This is a genomic window from Actinoallomurus sp. NBC_01490 (assembly GCF_036227085.1).
In the GTDB taxonomy this organism is placed as follows: Bacteria; Actinomycetota; Actinomycetes; order Streptosporangiales; family Streptosporangiaceae; genus Actinoallomurus; species Actinoallomurus oryzae.
In genome coordinates this window covers 7046076-7067543 of the sequence record NZ_CP109433.1, presented here as the reverse complement: position 1 = coordinate 7067543, position 21468 = coordinate 7046076, and the positions used below count along the sequence as shown (strand labels likewise).

The 21468-nt window shown below is 73.9% G+C and carries 15 protein-coding genes; 8 read left to right on the top strand and 7 right to left on the bottom strand.

Annotated elements, in window-relative coordinates:
- Positions 1 to 11: 11 nt before the first annotated feature.
- From OG417_RS32850 to OG417_RS32830, 5 genes are all read right to left on the bottom strand, one after another.
- Entirely contained in the window at positions 12 to 1181 is a 1170-nt protein-coding gene (locus OG417_RS32850; RefSeq protein ID WP_329236770.1) for an ABC transporter substrate-binding protein, read from the bottom strand.
- Positions 1182 to 1245: 64 nt separating this feature from the next.
- A complete protein-coding gene (locus OG417_RS32845) occupies positions 1246 to 2886 on the bottom strand; it encodes an alpha/beta fold hydrolase (RefSeq protein WP_329236767.1) in 1641 nt (546 codons plus the stop codon).
- Position 2887: 1 nt separating this feature from the next.
- Positions 2888 to 3430: a LeuD/DmdB family oxidoreductase small subunit gene (locus OG417_RS32840; RefSeq protein ID WP_329236765.1), complete on the bottom strand. Its 543-nt coding sequence runs from the start codon at positions 3428 to 3430 to the stop codon at positions 2888 to 2890.
- Complete coding sequence (locus OG417_RS32835) at positions 3430 to 4731, bottom strand: 3-isopropylmalate dehydratase large subunit (RefSeq protein WP_329236763.1); 1302 nt, start codon at positions 4729 to 4731, stop codon at positions 3430 to 3432. Before OG417_RS32835 ends, OG417_RS32840 begins: the two co-directional genes overlap by 1 nt.
- A complete protein-coding gene (locus tag OG417_RS32830) occupies positions 4728 to 5594 on the bottom strand; it encodes an isocitrate lyase/PEP mutase family protein (protein WP_329236761.1) in 867 nt (288 codons plus the stop codon). Before OG417_RS32830 ends, OG417_RS32835 begins: the two co-directional genes overlap by 4 nt.
- A 218-nt stretch (positions 5595 to 5812) precedes the next feature.
- Between OG417_RS32830 and OG417_RS32825 the strand changes: the two genes are divergently transcribed.
- From OG417_RS32825 to OG417_RS32800, 6 genes are all read left to right on the top strand, one after another.
- Complete coding sequence (locus OG417_RS32825; protein WP_329236759.1) at positions 5813 to 6823, top strand: cyclase family protein; 1011 nt, start codon at positions 5813 to 5815, stop codon at positions 6821 to 6823.
- Between the two features lie 84 nt (positions 6824 to 6907).
- On the top strand, positions 6908 to 7330 hold the full coding sequence (locus tag OG417_RS32820) for an Ohr family peroxiredoxin (protein ID WP_329236758.1): 423 nt from the start codon (positions 6908 to 6910) through the stop codon (positions 7328 to 7330).
- Positions 7331 to 7333: 3 nt separating this feature from the next.
- Entirely contained in the window at positions 7334 to 8971 is a 1638-nt protein-coding gene (locus OG417_RS32815; protein WP_329236755.1) for an FAD-binding protein, read from the top strand.
- Between the two features lie 45 nt (positions 8972 to 9016).
- Entirely contained in the window at positions 9017 to 9802 is a 786-nt protein-coding gene (locus OG417_RS32810; protein WP_329236753.1) for an IclR family transcriptional regulator, read from the top strand.
- Positions 9803 to 9868: 66 nt separating this feature from the next.
- Positions 9869 to 12955, top strand: coding sequence for a BTAD domain-containing putative transcriptional regulator (locus OG417_RS32805; protein WP_329236751.1), 3087 nt, complete (start codon positions 9869 to 9871; stop codon positions 12953 to 12955).
- A gap of 37 nt (positions 12956 to 12992) precedes the next feature.
- On the top strand, positions 12993 to 14156 hold the full coding sequence (locus OG417_RS32800; protein ID WP_329236749.1) for an FAD-dependent monooxygenase: 1164 nt from the start codon (positions 12993 to 12995) through the stop codon (positions 14154 to 14156).
- Between the two features lie 18 nt (positions 14157 to 14174).
- Here OG417_RS32800 and OG417_RS32795 read toward each other — a convergent pair whose 3' ends face one another.
- Positions 14175 to 14765 (bottom strand): TetR/AcrR family transcriptional regulator, encoded by a 591-nt coding sequence (locus OG417_RS32795; protein WP_329236747.1) that lies wholly within the window; start codon positions 14763 to 14765, stop codon positions 14175 to 14177.
- 55 nt (positions 14766 to 14820) lie between these two features.
- Between OG417_RS32795 and OG417_RS32790 the strand changes: the two genes are divergently transcribed.
- Positions 14821 to 16236, top strand: coding sequence for an ABC1 kinase family protein (locus tag OG417_RS32790; RefSeq protein WP_329236745.1), 1416 nt, complete (start codon positions 14821 to 14823; stop codon positions 16234 to 16236).
- Positions 16233 to 17309 carry a cytochrome P450 gene (locus OG417_RS32785; protein WP_329236743.1) on the top strand — a complete coding sequence of 359 codons (1077 nt, stop codon included), beginning with the start codon at positions 16233 to 16235 and terminating at the stop codon, positions 17307 to 17309. Before OG417_RS32790 ends, OG417_RS32785 begins: the two co-directional genes overlap by 4 nt.
- 76 nt (positions 17310 to 17385) lie before the next feature.
- Here OG417_RS32785 and OG417_RS32780 read toward each other — a convergent pair whose 3' ends face one another.
- On the bottom strand, positions 17386 to 21465 hold the full coding sequence (locus OG417_RS32780) for a S8 family serine peptidase (protein WP_329236741.1): 4080 nt from the start codon (positions 21463 to 21465) through the stop codon (positions 17386 to 17388).
- Between the last annotated feature and the right edge of the window lie 3 nt (positions 21466 to 21468).

Here is a 21468-nt window from a genome sequence, read left to right as displayed (position 1 = left end):
CACCGGCCCGTTCACGACTTGCCCGCGCCCGACGGCGTCCACTCGGTCTGCCGCCCGTCCTTGGTCCACGTGATGTGCACGATGCTCTCGGGGGCGTGCAGCTGCCCGTTCTGGAAGCCGACCGTGCCGTAGATGGTGCCGTCCATCCGCTTCAGCGACGACAGTGCCTTGGTGACGCTCGCGCGGGTGACGTCCTTGCCGGCGTTCTTGATCGCGGTGGCCATCGTGTACGCGGCGATGTAGCCCTGGGCCGCGTAGTCGTCCGGGTCGGTGCCGTACTTGGCCTTGTACGCCTGCGCGAACTTCTGCCCCTGGGCGTCGGCCTTGCCGGCGAAGAAGTACACCGGGAAGGGGATGTCGGCCAGCGCGCCGCCCGCGGCCTTGTAGGCGCCGGGGCTGCCGATCGCCTCGCTGGCCACGATGAGACCGTTGTACCCGCGGCTGCGCAGCGCCTTGATCAGCGAGATGGACGACTGCTGGAGGCAGGCGACGACGACGGCCGCCGGGTTCTTGGCCATGAGCTGGCCGGCCGCCCCGCTGAAGTCGGTCTGCGCGGCGAGCGTGTTGACCGTGCCGAGGTCGCGTACGCCGGTGCCGGCGAAGCCCTCCTGGAAGCTCTTGAGCTGGGAGACCCAGCCGGAGTTGTCCTGCGTCACCGCGTACGCCACCGAGGCCGGGTGGGACTGCTGGGCGACCTTCTGCGCGAGGCTCTTGTTGGCGTCCTGCGGCATCGTCGTGGTCCGCACGACGTACGGCGGCTTCTCCAGGCCGAGGTCGGTGGCGCCGTAGATGTCCAGCGGCATCTTGGCCGCCGTGGTGATGGGCTTCACCGCCCCGGCCGTCGGCGACAGGATGCAGCAGATGGTGCCCACGACGCTCTGGTCGCCGGCGAGCTGCTTGGCCTGCTCCACGGCGCGGGCCGGCGTCTCGGCGCCCTCCTTCTTCACCAGCTCGATCTTCCGGCCGCCGCCCAGGTAGCCCTCCTGGTTGAGCTGGTCGACGGCGAGTTCGGTGCCGTGCGCGAACGTCTGCCCGGCGAAGGCGACGGGCCCGGTCAGCGCGGTGATGAAGCCGAGCTTGACGTCGCCGCTCTGCGTGTTGCCGTTGCACGCCGCGGCCAGCAGGGCGGTGACGGCGATCAGCACGCCGAGCGGACCGCGGCGGCGAAGTGATGGTGCCATTGCGTCTCCTCGAAAGAAGGGATCCCGGGACTGTGCGTTCGGCCCGCGTCTTCGGCCGGCGTCGTCAGCCGGCGGCGGTGAGGAAGTCCCGGTACCGCCGCACGGTCTCGGCGACCGCGGCGGGATCTTGGTCGGGGTACCAGCAGGTCGCGGGCGTCGGGGCGAGGGTGACGCCGTCCGGGGCCGCGGAGCGCAGGGCCGGGAGGTTGTCGGCCAGCATGTCGTCGGGCCCGGCGCAGATGAGCGCCGGCGTCGTGAGCTTGGGCAGCCGGTCCCGCGTCGGGTACCGGAAGGCCGCCGCGTAGCTGAGGTGGTAGGTCGGCCCACTCTGCAGCAGGCCCACGGTCCAGTCGTGCAGTTCCCGCGCGCGCGGCACGCGCAGCGGGCGCCCCGCCGCGGTCCGGTCGCGGTACCACGGCCAGAACAGGAACATGTCGCGGCGCATCCCCCAGGCCCGCACGAGGTGGGCGCCGAACCGGTCCGGCCGCAGCGGCGGCAGGTAGTGCTCCAGGATGTCGTCGGTGAGCTCGGGCGGCAGCAGCGGCGGCGCCTCCAGCACGGCCCGGCGTACGAGGTCCGGGCGGCGTACGCACAGCTCCAGCGCGATCACGGCACCGGTGTGGGTGCCCCACAGGTGCACCGGCCCGCCGGCCTGCCGCTCGACGACCTCGGCCATCGCGTCGGCCAGCCGCCCGGCGTCCACGCCGTCGCGCCAGGGCTTGTCCGACTCGCCGTTGCCCGGGTAGTCGGGGGCGATCACGTGGAAGTCCGCGCCCAGTCCCCGCATGAGGGGTTCGAGGAGCTGCGCGGACCCGGGCGCCGAGTGCAGCGCCAGCAGCGGTGGCGCCGTGGCGTCGCCCGCGAGCCGCAGGTGCACCTGCCCGGCCGAGGTGTCGGCGAACGCCCGCCGTACGCCGGTGTCGCGTACATCGCCGGGCGCGTCGGCGAGCGGCAGCGCCCGCCGGGCGGGCCGCGCTGCGGGGGCGGCCTGCGGCGGCGGGTCGCCGTGCGCGCGGGAGAGCCGGACCGGCCAGCGGTCGACCGGTGTCGGCCCGGTGCCGCCGGGATTCACGGCCGAGGGCGCGGGACCGGCGCCGATGAACGGGTCCTCGGCCGCGCGGCACCAGGTCTGCCAGAGCGCCGCGAAGTCCTCGGGGTGCTCGGCGAACGCGACGACCGTACGGTCGAGTGAACCCGGTCCGGGCAGTTCGGCCCTCCCGGGCACGGCGGCGCGTGGTGCTCCGGGCGGGAAGAGGTGCGCGTCCCGTACGAGCTGCCACAGCCGCGGCAGGTGGGTGCCGTCGGCACGCGGCGTGAGGTCGGGCGGCGGGATCTCCCGCGCGGCGGCGAGGTAGCCGGGGTCCACCAGGAGCACCTCGCGGCAGCCCGGCACCCGGCCCGCCACGGCGGCGGCCAGGTCGCAGCTCATGTCCAGCCCGACGACGGTGTGCGCGCCCAGCGCGGTCGCGACCTGGGCGAGCGCGTCGGCCGCCGCGCCCACGCGGGCCGCCGCGCCCGGCGCCGATCCGCCGACGCCCGGCAGGTCGGCGACGGCGACCGGCCGGTCCGGTGCGCAGAGCGTGAGCTCCTCCGCGAGCGGCCGGCCGGACCAGCGGATCCCGGGCAGCACCAGGACGCCCGGACGGTCCGCGGTGAGCCAGACGCGGATCTGCCCGTGGCCGGTGTCGACGTAGCGGCCGCGCATGTCAGCTCTCCGCCGGGGTCCGGTGGCGGCCGTGCTCCCGCAGCAGCAGGTTCAGGCTGCCGCCGGACTCCAGCACCTTGATCACGCGCTCGCTGGGCGGGTTGCCGGTCAGCTCCGTGCCGTCCGGCAGCCGTACGACGGCTCGCCGCCAGTCGACCTCGACGGGGTCGAACCGCCGTACCGCCGTCGCGATGCCCGGGACGGTCACCAGCGGCATGCCGTTGTAGGTCTCGCCGCGCCAGAACCCGGGCGAGAACGACTCGGCGAGGACCGCGCTGATCCCCAGGTTGCGCAGGGCGACGAGGGGCGGGTAGTGCGGGTGCCCGTAGCCGAAGTTGCGCCCGCCGACGACGACGTCGCCCGGCTCGACCTTCTCCACGAACTCCGGGTCGAAGGCCTTCATGCACACGGCGCGCAGCTTGTCCGCGTCGTAGTACTTGATGTTCTCCACGCCGATGATCAGGTCGACGTCGAAGTCGTCGCCGAAGATCCAGGCGACGCGCCCGCGCAGGACGTCGGGCAGGACCGACGTGGCCGGCTTCATCACTTCACCACCTCCCGCGGGTCGGTGATCCGTCCCGACACGGCGCTGGCCGCGACGGTGTAGGCCGAGCCCATGTAGATGTCGGCGTCGGTGCTGCCCATCCGGCCGGAGATGTTCAGCACGCCGGTGGAGATGCACTTCTCGCCCGGCTGGAGGGGACGGGCGTAGCCGAAGCAGAAGTCGCAGCTGGAGATGGCCACGTTCGCCCCGGCCTCGCGGAGCACGTCCAGCAGGCCCTCCTCCTCGGCCTGCCGGTGGATGAGCTGCGAGGTCGGCACGACGTTGAGCTGCACGCCGGGCGCGACCCTGCGGCCCCGCAGCACCTCGGCGGCGGCGCGGATGTCCTCGATCCGGCCGCTGGCGCAGGAACCGATGAACGCCCGGGTGATGGGGGTGCCGGCCGCCTCGTCCACGCCGAGGGTGTTCGCGGAGCGGGCCGAGCCGGGCAGCACGACGCGCGGGCGCAGCGCGTCCAGGTCGATCTCGTGCGTCGCCGTGTAGGCCGCGCCGGGGTCGCTGGTCAGCGGCTCGAACTCGGTACGGGCGACGCGACGGGCGTACTCCAGCGCCGCCTCGTCGGGGTTGAAGATCGCGGAGACGGCGCCGGTGAACATGGCCATCCCGCACAGTCCCTGGCGGCGGCCGATGCTCATGTTCTCCGCGCCCGGTCCGGTGAACTCCATGACCTGGTGCGCGCAGCCGTCCGCGCCGACCCGGGAGATGATCTCGTGGATGAGGTCGCGGTTGTCCACGCCCGGCGCGAACGACCCGGTCAGGTGGAAGCGCATCGAGGCGGGCACGTCGAGGAAGATCCGCCCGCTCACCCACGCCTCGAGCAGGTCGCGGCGCACGCCCCAGCCCAGTGCGCCGAACGCTCCGAGACCGCTGATGTGGCCGTCGAAGTGGATGAGGAACTTGCCGGGGAGCGCGTAGCCCAGCTCCGCCGCCACCTGGTGCCCGATCCCGCGCCCCTCGTGCACCGTGATGCCGTAGAACTCGCCCCAGCGCCGGGTGACGTCGTGCACCTCCTCCTCGCGCTCGTTCCGGTTGGACAGCATGTGGTCGATGAAGACCAGGTACCGCTCCGGGTCGTCGACCTCGGTGATCCCGAAGTCGTCGTGCATCTGCTTGAACATCAGGTCGGTGTAGCCGGGGAAGTCGTAGGCCACCATGTAGTCCGGCCGGAACGGATGGTTCTGCCCGGGGCGCACCTCGCCGAGACTCGCCGCTCGGGCGAGGATCTTCTCGGTGACGGTCAGTGCCGTGCCGGTCGTGGCCGTCGCCTGGGTCACGTCGCTCACGCCCCGGCCGCCGGCAGGTACTTCTCCTGCGCCTTCTCGATATCGGCGAAGCCGATCAGGTCGACGAAGTCGTGGTGCGGCAACGCGTCGGCGCTGACCTGGGCGGGCGGCTCGCCCGACCGCAGCCGGCGCAGGGTCTCGCGCATGGCGCCGGTGGCGGAGAGCAGGATCTGGGTGGGCAGCAGCGCGAGCCGTACGCCGACCTCGCGCAGCACCTCGGGCGTGAAGTCGCGTTCGACCCACGTCGAGGCCGTGAGCGTGGCCATCAACCGGACGCCGACGCGCTTGTGGCATCCGGCCCACTCCTCGACGGTGGAGAAGGTCTTGGTGACCGGCATGATCATCTCGGCGCCCGCGGCGACGTACGCCTCCGCTCGGGCCAGCGCCTCCTCGCCGGCGGCGTCGGTCCTGGCGATCACGACGAGGCGGTCGCCGACGGCGTCGCGCACCGCGCGGATCTTCCCGGTGGCCTCCTCCAGACTGATCACCGGCACCGGGTCGCCGACGCAGATCGGGCAGCGTTTGGGCGACTCCTGGTCCTCCATGAAGACCGCGGCGACGCCCGCGTCGGCGAACCGGCGTGCGGTACGCGCGGCGTTGACGGCGTTCCCGTAGCCGGTGTCGATGTCGGCGATCACCGGGAGGTCGCCGGCCTCGATGATCCGGCGGACCGCGTCGAGGTTCTCCGACATCGTGTACAGCTCCGCGTCGGGGAGGCCGAGCGCGGCGGAGATCGCGAATCCCGAGGCGCACAGGGCGGGGAAGCCGGCCTGTGCGGCGAGGCGTGCGGTCAGGCCGTCCCACACGCCCGGGGCGAAGACCACGTCGTCGGCCATCAGTTCACGGAGGCGCGTCGCTGTCATGCTTCACCTTTCCGGAATACGGAATAGATTTCGGAGCAGACACTAGGTTTCGCCCTAGGGGCTGTCAATAGGTTCACGGTGCCGAAACATTTGGCCCGGATTGCTGGTCAAACGGGTCTGGAACGACGGTCTTGACCGGTGCGGCGATCTCATGTGATAGTCCGTCATCCGGAATCACTTTCACCGGCTTGCCCTGTCGAGCCCGGCTGGAGGACCCGATGGACACGTTCTGGCCCGGAGTCGACGGCAACTGGGGCCGGTGGGGCGAGGCCGACGAGCGGGGCGCGCTCAACCTCATCGACGCCGAACGGATCCGCGCCGCGGCGGCGCTCGTACGCGGCGGCCGGGCGTTCTCCCTCGCGCGCCCCCTGCGGGACGGCCTTCCGCCGTACTATCCGCGGGCCGGGGAGACCGCCTTCGACCACCGGATGATCACCTGGTGGGGCTCCAACGCGGGCGGCGACGTCCAGGCGGCGAGCGACCAGGTACGTTCGGAGTGCCACGGCCTGGAGATCACCCACATGGACGCGCTGAGCCACATCGCGCACCGTGGCCGCGGCTACGGCGACCGCGACTTCACCGAGATGGCCGGGCCCGGCGGCGTCAGCGCCTGCGACATCACGACCGCCGTCCCGGTCGTGACCCGGGGCGTCCTCGCCGACCTCCCGCGGCTGCGCGGGGTCGACCACCTGCCGGCCGGCACGGCGGTCGGCTACGACGAACTCGCCGAGGCGGCCCCCGGCCTCGCCCCGGGCGACGCGCTGGTCGTACGCACCGGCCGCTGGTCGGCGCCCAGTCCCGACTCGGCGCCCAGTCCCGACTCGGCGTCCGGGGACGGTCCGGCATCCGGAAGCGACGTGGCGTCCGGGTCCGGCGCGCCGGCCGAGGGCGGCTCGGCGTCCGGGTCCGGGTCGGGCTCCGGGGATCGCTATGGGCGGCTGTCGGGCCTGCATCCGGACGCGCTGCGGTTCGTTCGTGAACGGGACGCCGCGGTGGTCGGGACCGACGGGCCCGGCGACGCCTTCCCGGTGCCGGTCGACGACTGCCGGCTCCCGGTGCACGTCCTGGCCCTGGTCTACCTCGGTGTGCACCTCGTCCACAGCATGGCCCTCGACGAGCTCGCCGAGGCGCTGGCCGCCGAGGGGCGCGACGACTTCATGCTCATCCTCGCCCCGCTGGCCGTGCCCGGCGGGACCGGTTCACCCATCACCCCCGTCGCCGTCATCTGACCGGCATCCGGAGCGCGGCGGGGTGCCGTTCAGATCCCGTTTTCTGCCCTCTCGAAGAGTCACCAACGGCCCGCAAGGAGGACCATGTCCGACGCACCCGTCTACACCGCCCTCGTCGACGTCGCCCACGGCCGGGCCGGCTCGGCCCGCAGCACGGACGGAGTCCTGGACCTCACTCTGGCCGCGCCGAAGGAACTGGGCGGCGACGGGGCGGGCACCAACCCCGAGCAGCTGTTCGCGGCGGGTTTCGCCGCCTGCTTCCTCAGCAGCGTCGCGGCGGTGGGCCGGCGGCGCCGGCTGGAGCTCGGCGCGCTGTCCGCGCGCGGCGAGGTCGACCTTCACCGGGCTGACGGGGGAGGGTTCCGCCTGGCCGTACGGCTGACGGTCGCCGCGCCGGGCGCCGACCTCGCGTCGTTGCGCGACGCCGTGGCCGAGGCCGAGAAGGTCTGCCCGTACGCCGCGGCGGTGCGCGGGAACATCCCGGTGGACGTGCGGATCGAGAGCTGAGCCATGGACCGCGTCGTCGATTTCCTCTGCGTCGGAGCGGGCCTCGGCGGCCTGGCCGGCGCCGTGCGCGCGCACGCCCTCGGTGCCGAGGTGCTGGTGGTGGAGCGATCCGGCATGGTCGGCGGGGTGGCCGCCTACAGCGGCGGCTTCGTCTGGGCCGGGGCGACCGGCCTCGCCGCCGAGGCCGGGCTCGAGGACTCGCTGCCCGCGACGGAGGCCTACCTGGACCACGTCCAGGGCGAGGGTCGCCCGGTCGACCGCCCCGCGCGCCGTGCCTACCTGGAGCTGGCGATCGAGGCGACGCGCTGGTACCGCGAGGCCGGCGTGCCCTTCCAGGTGATCCGGAACTGCCCCGACCTCTACCACCCGGCGCCCGGCTCGACCGCCGAGGGACGGCTGCTGGAGTGCGCCGTGCCCGGCGCGACGCTCGGCGCCTGGCGGGACCGGCTGCGGCCGAGCCCGTACTACCAGACCGGAGTCAGCCGCGACGACCTGTACGCCGAGCGCGCGCTCGACGCCGCCGAGCTGGAGCGGCTGCGGCGGCACGGCGCGGACACGGACCTGCTGACCCACGGCTCCGGGCTGTCGGCCGCCTTCGTACGGGCCGCGCTCACCGAGCGCGGCGTCGACTGCCTGCTGCACCACCGCGTGACCGCGCTGGTGATGGACGGCGACACGGTCGCGGGCGCGGTCCTGGACGGCCCGGACGGCCGTACGACGGTCCGCGCGCGGCGCGGCGTGCTGCTCGCCACCGGCGGGTACGGCTGCGCGCCGGACGCCTGCGAGCTGGAGGACGTGCCCGCGCTCGTCGAGTCGGCGCCGCCCGTGGTGGAGGGCGACAACCTGCTGCTGGCGCAGCGGGCGGGCGCGGCCACCGTCCGTGGCGCGGACCCGTTCTTCAGCGTCGGCTTCCACTTCCCCGGCGAGACCCACCCGGGCGGCGACGTGCCCCTGTGCCGGCCGCTGCTGGAACACCTCGGGCTGCCGCACTCGATGATCGTCAACCGCGACGGACGGCGGTTCGGCGACGAGAGCTACTACGGCGCGCTGATCGGCGCCCTGCGCCGCTACGACGGGCGGAACAAGCGGTGGGCCAACTTCCCCTGCTGGTTCCTGGCCGACGACGAGTTCCGCCGCCGCTACCGGCTGGGTCCGTACGGGCCCGGAGACCCCTGGCCGGACGCGATCGCGCGGGCGGGTTCGGTGCGCGAGCTCGCCGAGGTCGCCGGGATCGACCCCGACGGCCTGGCCGCCACCGTCGCCGCCTACAACGACGGCGCGGCGCGCGGCGAGGACCCGGAGTTCGGCCGTGGCACCCTGCCGTTCATCCGCCGCGCCTACGGCGATCCGCGGCACGGCCCCAATCCGAACCTCGGCCCGCTGGCCACCCCGCCGTACTATGCTCTGCCGCTGTCGATCGTCGGTTTCGGGATGGGCACCCTCGGGCTGTGGATCGACGGTCACGCACGGGTACGTCGCCGCGACGGCAGCGCGGTGACCGGCCTGTACGCCACGGGCAACGCCGCCGCCACCAAGGAACTCAGAGGCTATGTCACCGGTCTCGCCAACGCGCGCAACTACACCTATGCCTATGCGGCGGCATCGCACGCGCTGGCCGTGGCGGTCGAGGGCCGCCGATAGTATTCGGAATATGGACCGGATTACGGAACACTCGGGGGAGGGTCGATGACCGCCGGCGACCAGGGGGCGGCGGCCGTCGACCCCAAGAACCTGGTGGTCTCGGTGCTGAAGGCCTGTCAGCTCATGGAGTGCTTCACCCGGGAGAAGCCGAACCTCACGCTGACCGACCTCACCGCGGCCACCGGCATGAACAAGACCACGGTCCACCGGCTGGCCTCGACGCTCATCCGGGCCGGCTGGCTGACGCGAGGCGACGGCGCGACGTACCGGCTCACCATGCGGCCCTTCCGCGTCGGCGCGGTGGCGCTCGCCGAGCTGAGCCTGCGCGGGGAGGCGGTGCCCTTCCTGCGCGGCCTCGCCGACCGCTTCGGCGACACGGCGTACCTCATGATCCCCGGCCAGGAGGGCGCCGTCTGCGTCGACATGGTCCAGGGCAACAACCCGGTGCGGGTCAACACGGTCGGCGTCGGCACCGTGCTGCCCTACCACACGGCCGCCGGGCCGGTCGTGATGCTGGCCTTCTCGGCCGAGCTGCGCGAACGCTGGCTCGCCCGGACGCTGGACCAGTACACCTCGAACACCCTGGTCGACGCGCAGACCCTCACGGACCACCTCGACAAGGTGGTCCGCGACGGCTACGCGATCAGCGAGGAGGACTACCTGTACGGCGTCGGTGCCGTGGCCGCACCGGTGTTCGACGCGCAGGACGAGATCGCCGCGACGCTCAGCCTCGGCGGCGTGAACGACGGCTTCCGCGGCAGCCGCCTGCTGGAGATCATCGAGGCCGTCACCTCCTCCGCCCGCGAGCTGTCCGCCCGCCTCGGTCACTGACCTCGGCCGGTTCGGCGCGAAGTCCGCGCGCGCACGGGCTTCGGGAACCACCGGGATAATCGCGGCATGCGGTTCGGCATCCTGGGGCCCTTGCGCGTACGGTCGGCCGGCGACGAGGTGATCTCCGTCGGCGGGCCTCGGCCGCGTGCGCTGCTGGTCATGCTGCTCCTGAACGCCGGTCGCGTGGTCACGCTCGACCGGCTGATCGACGGTCAGTACGGCGACGAGCCGCCGGCCGGCGCCGTCAACGCCGTGCAGGCACAGGTGTCCCGGCTGCGGCGTCACCTGCCGGCGGGGACGCTCGAGTTCGACGGAGCCGGATACCGGCTGGCGGTCGACCCCGACGACGTCGACGCGCATCGTTTCGCGCGGCTGGCCCGGGACGGACGCGGGCTCCTGGACGCGGGGGCCCACGCGGACGCCGCCACGGTCCTTCGGCGGGCGCTCGACCTGTGGCGCGGACCGGCACTGGCCGACCTGCCCCACGCGGACGCCGACCGGGCCCGCCTGGAGGAGATGCGGCTCGCCGCGGCCGAGGACCTCATCGAGGCCCAGCTGGCCCTGCCCGAAGGCCCGCCGATCGCGGAGCTGCGCCGCCTCGTCGCCGAGCACCCGCTGCGCGAGCGGCTCCGCGGGCAGCTCATGCGCGCCCTGCACGCGGCGGGGCGGCCGGCCGAGGCACTGACGGTCTTCGAGGAGACACGCCACCTGCTGGCCGAGGAGCTCGGCACCGGACCCTCGCAGGAGCTGGCCGCGATCCAGCTGGCCGTCCTTCGCGACCACCGGCCGGACCCGGTGCCCCGCCGGCGGCCGACGGCACGGCTGACCAGCTTCGTCGGCCGTGAACGCGAGCTCGCGCGCCTCGAGGCGCTGGGCGACGCGCGGCTGGTCACGATCACCGGCCCCGGCGGCGCGGGCAAGACCCGGCTGGCGATCGAGGCGACGGCCTGCGACGGGTCCGAGGTCGTCTTCGCCGATCTGTCCCCGCTGGAGGACGACGACCAGGTTCCCCGGGCGGTCTTCGGCGCGCTGGGCCTGCGCGAGACGGGGCTGCGGGCACTGGAGCCGCCGGACCCGGCCGGGCGCCTGACCACGGCGATCGCCGACCGCGACCTGCTGCTCGTGTTCGACAATTGTGAGCACGTCGTCGCCGGAGCGGCGGCCCTGGCCCGCCGGCTGCTGGGCGACTGCCCGGGGCTGCGGATCCTGGCCACGAGCCGGGAGCCCCTGGGCATCACCGGTGAGACCCTCGTGCCGCTCGGCCCCCTGGACGTCCCGCCGGCGGTCTCCGCGCCCGCCGACGTTCCGGACTACCCGGCCGCGCGGCTGTTCGCCGACCGGGCGGCGGCCGTACGGCCCGGCTTCGCGATCGGAGCGGACAACGCGGAGGCGGTCGCCCGGATCTGCGCCGCGCTCGACGGGCTGCCGCTCGCGATCGAGCTGGCCGCGGCGCGGTCGCGCTCCTTTCCCGTGGCGGAGGTCGCCCGCCGGCTCACCGAACACGGCCGGTTCCGGCTGCTGTCGCGCGGCGACCGCACCGCCGCGGCCCGGCACCAGACCCTGCGCGCCGTCGTCGAGTGGAGCTGGGACCTGCTCACGCCGGACGAGCGGGCGGCGGCCCGGCGTTTCTCCGTCTTCGCGGGCGGCGCGTCGCCGGACGCCGTCGAGGCGGTCTGCGGCGACGACGCCGCGGACCTGGTGGCCGACCTGGTGGACAAGTCGTTCGCCGAGACGGACGGCGTCCGCTACCGGATGTCCGAGACGATCGGCCTGTTCTGCGCCGAACGCCTGGCCGAGGCCGATGAGCAGGGGCACGTGCGCGCCGCCCACGCCCGCTACTTCCTCGACTTCGCCCAGCGCGCCGACCCCCACCTGCGGCGCTCGGAACAGCTCGAATGGCTGGCCCGGATCTCCGCCGACCACGAGAACCTGATGGCGGCCCTGCGCTGGTCCGTACGCCACGATCCGGGGACCGCGGCCCGGCTGGTCGCCGCGCTCGGCGCGTACGGCTGGCTGAGCGGACGGCGCGCCGAGATCCGCGCGGCCGCGGCCGAAATCCTCCGTGCGCCCACCGAGGGCCTGGACGGGGAGGAGTACGTCGCGTGCGTCGTGCAGGCTCTGCCGCACCCCGATCCGGACCACTGGCGACGTGCCGAGTCGATCCTGCGGTCGCTGGACGGGCCGCTGCGGTATCCGTTCACCGTGGTGCTGCGGGGGATGACGGTCGGGCCGTCCGGACCGCCGGGGGCGTCCGGGGCGCCGAACGAACGCGTGCTCGGCGGTGATCCCTGGAGCCGGGCGGTGGGCCTGCTCGGCCTCGCGCTGACAACCCTGCTCGGCGGCGATCCCGCGGAAGGGGAACGCCGGCTGGAGGACACGCTCACCCGCTTCCGCGCGCTCGGCGAGCGGTGGGGGACCGCGCAGGCGCTCGACTGGCTCGCCGTGGCCGCGGGCCGCCGCGGTGAGTGGGCCCGCGCCCGGGACCTCTGGCGGGAGGCGTTCGCGCTGTTCGGCGAACTGGGCGCGGACGAGGAGGCGGTCGACGTTCTCGTGCGCCGTGCCGAGACGCTGATCCGGGAGGGCGACCTCGACGCCGCCCTCGCCGACCTCCACCGTGCGGAGGAGCTGTCCCGGCGGGCGGGCCGGGCGGACGCCCCCGCGTCGGTGCACCACGGTCTGGCGGAGATCGCCCGGTTCCGGGGCGACCTCGCCGAGGCCCGCCGCCGGCTCGACGAGGCGCTGCGCGTCGCCGGGAGCGCCGGCTTCGGACTGGAGACGACGCAGCCGTGGACGTACACCGCGCTGGGCCGGCTCGCCGAGGCGGAGAACGACGACGACGCGGCGCGGACCTGGCACCGGCGCGCCGTCGCCGCCGCACGCGAGTCGCCGATGGCCGTCGACCTGGCCGAGGCCGTGTCGGGCCTGGCCGGGCTCACCGTACGGGACGGGGCGGGCGAGCGCGCCGCGGTCCTGCTCGGCGCGGCGGTCGCGCTGCGCGGGACGGCCGTGGCCCGCGATCGCGACGCCGACCTCGCCGCGGCACGCGCCCGCGACCTCATCGGCGCCGACGCGTTCGCGACGGCGTTCGCACACGGTGCCCGGATGTCCCGCGCGCAGGCGCTGACAGTCATCGACGAGACTGTCAGCGGATAGCGCACGGACCGTCAGCGCCCCCGGCGACGCTCGGGACATGAAGAACACGACAGTCCTCATCTCCGGCGCGAGCATCGCCGGCCCGGCCCTCGCCTACTGGCTGGAGCGCCACGGCTGCACGGTCACGGTCGTCGAGAAGGCGCCCGCGCTGCGCCCTGGCGGCCAGGCCGTCGACTTCAAGGGCCCGGCCCACATGACGGTGCTGGCGCGGATGGGCATCCTCGACGAGGTGCGCCGCCGGCAGACCGGGGGGCACGACACCGACCTCATCGACGCGGACGGCCGGACGCGGGCGGTCATACCCGGCGCGTTCACCGGCGGCGAGATCGAGATCAGCCGCGGTGACCTGGCCGCCCTCCTGTACGAGCGGACGGCGGGGCGCTGCGAGTACGTCTTCGGCGACTCGATCACCTCGCTGACCGAGACGGCGGGCGGCGTCCACGTCACCTTCGAGCGCGGCGCGCCCCGGACGTTCGACCTCGTGGTCGGCGCGGACGGCATCCACTCCAACGTTCGCCGCCTCGCCTTCGGCCCCGAAGCGGACTACGTCCGTTTCCTCGGCCACTACTACGCGCTCGCCGACATCGCCGCCGCGGGCCCCGCCGTGCGAAGCGTGATGTACAACGAGCCGGGCCGCATGGTGTCGCTCTGGGGAAACAAGGCGTCGGCGTTCTTCGTCTTCGCCTCCGAGCCGCTCGAGTACGACCGCTGGGACCCCGACCAGCAGAAACGGCTTCTCGCCCGCGCCTACGAGGGCGCGAGGTGGCAGGTCCCCGAGATCGTCGCCGCGCTCTCCGGAGCGTCGGAGTTCTATCTCGACTCGATCAGCAGGGTAGAGATCGACCACTACGCCAGGGGACGGGTCGTGCTGGTCGGCGACGCCGCGTACGGCAACACGCTGGGCGGCTTCGGCACCGGCCTGGCCGTCGTCGGCGCGTACGTGCTGGCCGGGGAGCTCGCGGCGGCCGGCGGCGACCACCGGACGGCGTTCCGGCGGTACGAGGAGCAGCTCCGCGGTTATGCCAAGGTGGCCAGGAAGGGCAACGCCGGGCCGTTCCTCGCCCCGCCGACCCAGGCGCGGATCACCATGCGGAACCAGATGTTCAAACGCAGGCTCCTGCTCAAGTCGATGCTGTGGACGGCCGACAGGTTCGCATCCGGCATCGACCTCGCGGACTACCCGGCCCCGCCGTCGCGATGAGGCCGGCGCGCTCGCCGCTCACGGGCCGATGGCGTTGGTCATCATGTCGACCCAGGTGGTGACGAAGGTCTCGTCGTCCACGCCGGTGGGTGCGGCGCCGAGGACGCCGGTCAGCAGGCGGGCCGACACCAGGGCGCCGAGCCCGATCGCGGCCACGGCCTCGGCCCGCTCGGCGGGCAGGCCGGTGCGCTCGGCCAGCCAGCCGGCGAACTCCGCGTAGGTCGCGTCGATCAGCCGGTGCACGGCGCCCTCGACCAGGTCCGGATGGGACCGTGCCTCCGAGGCGAGGATGCGGAGCAGCTCGGTCTCGTTGTCGAGCTCGGCGAGCGTGTAGCGGGCGGTGACGATCAGCTCGGCGCGCAGGTCGCCCAGGCCGCCGAACACGCCCCGGATGTCGCGCAGGGCGCTCAGCCGGGCCAGGTGCCGCTCGATGCCGGCGGCCAGCACCTCCTCCTTCGTGCGGAAGTGGTGGTAGAGGCCGCCGGCGCCCGGTGTGAGCCCGGCCGCCGCCTCGATGTGCGCCACGCTCGTGCCGCGGTAGCCCTTCTCGGCGAACAGCGTCATCGCCGCGTCGACGATCCGTTCACGGGTTGAGGTTGACGTCGCCACGCTCCTAAGTAAACACTGAGGAAAACCAAGTGTCCATTTCACGGGGAGTGTCGCGATGCCGGAACGGCCGGAGCGGCAGGGGCGCGGGCGATCGCACGTCGTTCCTCACGGGCGGGTGCGCCGGGCGGCCCCGCTCGTCGGGCTGGCGGGCCGGACGGCGGGCGAGGCCGTCGTGGCGTCACTGCGCCGGCGCATGGGGGCAGGGCAGGACGAGGACTTCCACGTCCGGGCGGCCGAGCGCTACGCCCGGACGCTCGGCCGGTCCAAGGGCGTGCTGATGAAGGCGGGGCAGATCCTGTCGTTCGCCGCCGTGGGCCCGGCGGTGCCCGCGGAATACCGCACGATCTACCAGACGACGCTGGCGCGGTTGCAGGACGGCGCACCGCCGATGCCCGCCGACCTGGCCGCATCGGTCGTGGAAGAGGAGCTGGGCGCCGCGCCGGCGCGGGTGTTCGCCGAGTTCGACTCCGAGCCGCTGGCCGCCGCCTCGATCGGGCAGGTGCACGGCGCGCGGCTGCACGACGGCCGCCGGGTGGCCGTCAAGATCCAGTATCCGGGCGTCGAAGAGGCGATCCGGGACGACCTGCGCAACACCGAGTTGCTGGCGACGTTCTTCTCCCTGGTCCGTACGCTCGCCCCCGACCTGACCCGAGCGGACGTGCGCGCGCTGGCGCGCGAGGTGGCCGACCGCATCGGGGAGGAGATCGACTATCGGGCCGAGGCGCGCAACCAGGCACATTTCGCCGACGCGTACCGTGGCCATCCGTTCATCCACGTGCCCGAGGTGGTCCCCGAGCTGTCGACCCGGCGGGTGTTCACCATGGAACGCGCGGACGGGCTGCGCTGGCCGCGGGCGCTCACCGCGGACGCCGGGCTGCGCGACCGCTGGGGTGAGGCGATCTTCCGCTTCGCGCTCGGCGGCCTGCGCAGGCAACGGATGTTCAACGCCGACCCGCATCCGGGCAACTACCTGTTCCACGAGGACGGCGGCGTGACGTTCCTCGACTTCGGCTGCGTCAAGCGGTTCGAACCCCGGCATGTGGCGACCATGCTGGCGATCGTGCGGGCCGCCGTCGACGGCGACGCCGAAGCGCTGTTCCGCGCGGCGAGCGGGGCGGGTCTTGTCGACCCCGCCGACGCGCCCGACCCCGCCGACCTGCTCGCCTGGTTCCGCGAGCAGTTCGAACCGCTGCTCGCGCCACAGCCGTTCACCTACACGCCGGAGTACGCCGAGGCCCTCATCCGGTCGGAGTACTCGCCCCTGGGCCGCTACAGCCAGGTGACCCGGAAGCTGTCCCTGCAGCCCGAGTACCTGATGATCACGCGGATCGACCTCGGCGTCACCGCCGTCCTCGCCGGCCTGCGCGCGACCGGCGCCTGGGCGGCCATCCGGGACGAATGGGACTGCGACGCTCCTCCCGGCACTCCGCTCGGCGAGCTGGACGCCGCGTTCTGGGCGGCGAGGACGTGACCGTCACCTGGAACGCCGGCCTCGGCGCCCACATCGTCACCGGTTTCGACGAGGCGTCCGCGGTGCTGCGCGAGCCGGGGTGGAGCAGCGACCCGCGGCGCAGCCCGCCGGCCCCGCCCGCGGCACGCGACCTTCCCCTCGCGGCGCTGCTGTTCATGGACCCGCCCGACCACACCCGGCTGCGCCGCCTCATCGCCCCGGCCTTCACCCCGCGCGCCGTCGAGCGGATCCGCCCGCGCGTGGCGTCCATCGTCGACGCCGCACTGGACACCCTGGAGGAGACCGCGGACCTGGTCGCCGACCTCGGTCACCTCGTCCCGCTCGCGATCATCGCCGAACTCCTCGACGCGGGCACGGACGGCGCCGAGCTGTTCCGCGCGGAGACGCCCCGCCTCGCCCGCATGCTGGAGGTCGGCGCCGGTGCCGACGACTTCGCCGAGGCCGTCGACGCCTTCGCCGCCGTGACCCTGTTCCTCGTGCCGCTCATCGACGAGCGGCGTCGTCATCCGGGAGACGACTTCATCAGCGCGCTGCTCGCCGTCGGCGACCTCACCGTCGACGAGGTGCTGGCCACCACGGTGCTCCTGCTCGCGGCCGGGCACGAGACGACCGCCAACCTGATCGGCAACGGCGCCCTCGCCCTCATGCGTCACCCGCGGCAGCTGCCGCACCTGTTCACCGACCCCGCGCGTGCGGTGGAGGAGCTGCTGCGCCACATGGGACCGGTACGGCTCGTCGGCCGCGTGGCGCTCACCGGCCATCTCCTCGGCGGCCACCCCATCCGCGCGGGCGAGCAGGTCCTCGTCCGCATCGACGCCGCCGACCGCGACCCGCGCCGCTTCCCCGACCCGGACCGCCTCGACCTGACCCGCTCCGGCCCGTCCCACCTGGCGTTCGGCGGGGGAGCCCACTTCTGCCTCGGCGCCGCCCTCGCGCGCCTGGAGGCCCAGGAGACCCTCACCCGCCTGTTCGCCCGCTTCCCGGCGATGACCCCGGCGACCGGAACCCCGCGGTGGCGCGACTCGACCACCTTCCGCGCCCTGACCGCGCTGCCCGTACGCACGGCCGCCTGAGCCGACGGTCCGTCCGGCACGGCCTCGGCGGCCGTTGCCGTCACCGGCGTCATCGCCGGTGACGGCAACGGGCCGGCTACTTGTCCCGAAGCCGCAGCCGGTGGATCCCGCCCTGATCGGTACCGGCGTACAGCCACCCGCCGTCCGGGCTGATGGCCAGGCTCAGCACGGCCGTGTTCTGCAGGCCCGAGGACACGTTCTGCCACGTACGCCCGCCGTCCGCCGAGCGCAGTACGCCCCGGCCGCCCACGAGCAGGCCGTTCGCCCGGAACGAGGTGGTTCCCGCGTACAGCACGTTCGGGTCGTGCGGTGACACGAGCAGGGACGAGACCCGCATCGTCAGCGGGCCGGCGTCGCCGGTGCGGAACGTGCGGCCGCCGTCGTCGCTCACCCGCAGCGCGGCGCCACCGGTGACGACCCGCCGGGGGTCGCGGCGGTCGATGGCGATCGCCGACACCGCGCCGTCGCTCACCTTGGTGATGTGCGCGCCGCCGTCATCGGATCGGTACAGGCCGTCGGGCGTGCCGATCCACACGCGGCGCGCGTCGTCCGGGGCGCCCGCGATCGCCTCGACCCTGTGGCCCAGGACATACTTGCGCCAGGTCGTGCCGCCGTCCCGGGTGACGTACAGACCGTCGCCGGCCAGGCTCGTGAAGCCGATCGAGATCTCCTGCGGATCGGCCGGGTGGACCAGCAGGGCGGTCGGCGTCTCGGCCTGGCGGGCGACGTCGGACCAGGTCGCGCCGCCATCGGCGGATCGCGACAACCAGAGTCCGCGGAACGCGTCGGTGCGCACCCTCCACAGCACGCGCGGGTCGGACGGTGAGGCCGTCAGCTGGCCGATCGCCGTGCCGACGGTCCCCTCCTGGCCGTTGCCACCCCACTCGGGGTTCACGCTCTGGCCGGTCGGCAGCGGGGTCGCGGTGGTCCCGGTGTCGGTGCCGGCCACGAGCGCCGTCGTGCCGTCCTTCCGCTCGCCGAGTGCCAGCGCGTGCACCGACGTGCCCTGGACGCCGATCCGGGTGTAGTGGCCGCCGTTGTCGCCCGTCGCGTAGAGGCCGCCGTTCTCGGCCGACACCAGCGTGCTGTCCCCGAGCGCGCCGAAGTCGTCATCGACCGGGCCCCGTGCCGGCTTGGGCAGCGGGCTCCAGGCGGTGCCGTGGTCCCGGCCGGCCAGATCCTGCCCGGTGCCGCCCACGTACACGGTTCCGCCGACCATCCGCACCGAGACGGCGTAGCCGCCGTCCGATCCGTTCTCGTGCAGGACGCTCCACGTACGGCCGCCGTCACGCGAGCCGCGGACCGTGCCGTCGGTGGTCGCCGTGACGACGAGCCGTGGGTCCGCCGCGACGCCGACCGGAGAGGCCCAGCCGGTGGTCTCGAGCACCTGCTGTGCGGGGGCGAGGTCGTCACCGGTCGCCTCCCGTACGACCCAGACGCCGCCGTACGCGCTCACGTACAGGTCGCCGCCGGTCAGCGCCGCGCCCGTCACCCCCGTGGGGAGCGTCACGGCGTGTGTGGTCCAGTGCGCTCCTCCGTCATCGCTGCTCACGACGCCGCCGGCCGTCACCGCGACGAGCGCGTGACCGTCGGACAGCAACGCGTCGATGTGAGTGTTGGGGAACGGGAGGGTCCGCCAGGTCCGCCCCGCGTCGCCGGTGGCCAGCACCTTGCCCTCGTACGTCGGGTCGAAGGCCGAGGGCGAGTCGGCGTAGGGCCGGCCGTTCACCGCGTACCACATCCGCTCGGGGTTCTTCGGGTCCACGACGACGGTGCCGGTGCCGCCGGCCACCGGCAGCCGGTCGAGCTGCCGCCACTTCCTGCCCTGATCGGTGGTGAGCCAGAGCCCCGCCTTGCCCGGCTGGGCGAGGACGAGCTGGTCGGGAGCTGCCGGAGAACTCGCGAGCAGCCCGGCCTGGCCGTTCGGTCCGATCGGCTCCCAGGCGCCGCTCGATGTCGCGGTCACCTCGAACGTGCCCGTGCCCCACAGCGCCCGTCCGCCGGTCGTCGTCGCCCGTGCCTCCACCGTGTAGGCGCCGGCCTTCGCACCGGTCACCGGAGCGCGGTACCAGCGGTCGTGGTCGAGGGTCGCGGTCACCCGGGTACGCTTCCCGCCCGGAGCCGTCACCGTGACGACCGGGGGCGCGGCCAGGTCCGCCGGGGCGTAGGCGAACACCTCCGAGTGACCGTCGCTCGGATCGGGACTGGTGGTCAGCAGCAGTGGCCGCAGGGCCAGCAGGTACGGCACGCGGAGCCGGTTCCCGGCCGTCACCCAGCCGCTCACGTCGGTGTCGGTGGCGGCGCGGTCGGCGGTGGCGGTCACGGTGACCTTCACACTGCCGCCGGCCGGAATCGTCACACTCGCCGGGGTGACCCGGACCCGGCCGGGGCTGCCCGGGGCCGCGGAGGTGCCGAGGCGCGCCCGTACCGGGGCGTGTCCGTCATTGGTGAGCGTCACCGTGGTCTTCGCCTTCGTGGTGCGGTCGCGCAGGTCGGCCAGGCCGAACGAGATAGTCGGCGGCTGGGCGGTGACGGTCGCGTCCGCCGCGGCGGCCACGTCGAGCCGGCCGTTGCCCTGGGTCATCGGGTCGGTGCCCGCCAGGGGCTTCGCGGCACCGATGAGCGTTGCCGCGACGTGCGGTGTGCCGAGCTGGGACAGCAGCGCGGCGGCGCCCGCCACGTGCGGCGAGGCCATGCTCGTGCCGGACATCCGGTACTCACCGGAGGGCCACAGGCTCTTCGGCACGCTCGACCGGATCTCGACGCCCGGTGCGACCAGGTCCGGTTTGAGCGTGTACCGGGTGGTCGGGCCGCGGGAGCTGAAGCCGGCGACCTGGTCGGTGACGTCCTTGCCGCTGATCGTGATCTGGACCTTGCCCTGGGCGCTCAGCCGGCCGAGTTCGGCCCACTGGGTCTCGTCCACGCTCATCACGACGATCTTGTCCATGCGCATGTCGTCGCCCGAGTCGAGCGTCTTGGGCGTGGCCGGCTGCACCCCGCCGGCGAACTGCGGGCCGGCCGACGCGCTCGCGTACATGAGAGCGGCGATCGCGCCCCGGTCCTCGGCCTCGCGGGCCAGCGCCGGACTGCCGGCGAGCGCGGAGTACGCGACGACCTTGCCGTGCAGGTCACCGGCCGCGTCGAAGTCGGCGGGCCGGCCCTGGCCGAGGTCGACGAGTGTGCCGGTGACCGGTTTCACCGGTGGGTTGGCCGAATAGTCGGCCCGAGTGGTCTGCAGTTCCTCGCCGGTGCGGGTCAGCCGGGCGGCCGGGACGCGTACTCCGCTGAACGACGCCCCGACGGCCACGACTCCGTCCGCCGCGGCCGGCGTGCCGACCGTCGAGGCGCCCGGACCCGCGTTGCCGGCCGCCGTGACGACGACCACGCCGGACTGCGCGGCGTGGGCGGCGGCCTGCCCGAGAGGGTCGGTGCCGTCGCCCGCCCCACCGAGGCTCATGTTGACGACCTGAGCACGGTGCGGGTTGGCCGGATCGACCGCGGCCTCCAGACCGGCGATGATGTCGGACTCGTAGCCGGCTCCGTCGGCGTCGAGCACCTTGTAGGCGGTGAGCGAGGCACCCGGCGCGGTCTGCGCGACGATGCCGGCCACGTGCGTGCCGTGCGCGTTGTCGTCGGCGGGATCGTCGTCATCGTTGACGAAGTCGTGCCCTCCGACGACCTTCCCGGCCAGGTCGGGATGGGTGGCGTCGATGCCGGTGTCGATGACCGCCACGGTGACGCCGGAACCGGTGACGGGACGGCCCGCCCGGTCCTTGCGCTTCCAGAGGCCGGGTGCGCCGATGAGGTCGATGTTCGCCTCGGCGGTGGCCTTCATCGGCAGGTCCGGGTAGACCGCCTTGACGCCGGGCAGGGTCCGTACGGCGGCGAGCCGGTCGGCGGGCACCGTGGCGGCGACCGCGTTGACGAGCCGGGAGAACTGCCGCGAGGGACGCAGGGCCACACCGGCCTTGTCGGCCTGGGCCCGCAGAGTCTGTTGCTGGGCAGCCGCGCGCGCTCCGGCCGCGGTGTCGAGTTCGATGATGACCCGCCGGCCCGCGCGGGTCTCGGCGCCGGCGGTTCCGCCGGCGGCTGGGACGACCGCGGCGGCCAGGGCCACCACGGCCAGGACGGGCCACAGCCTTCGGTTCTTGATCACCGG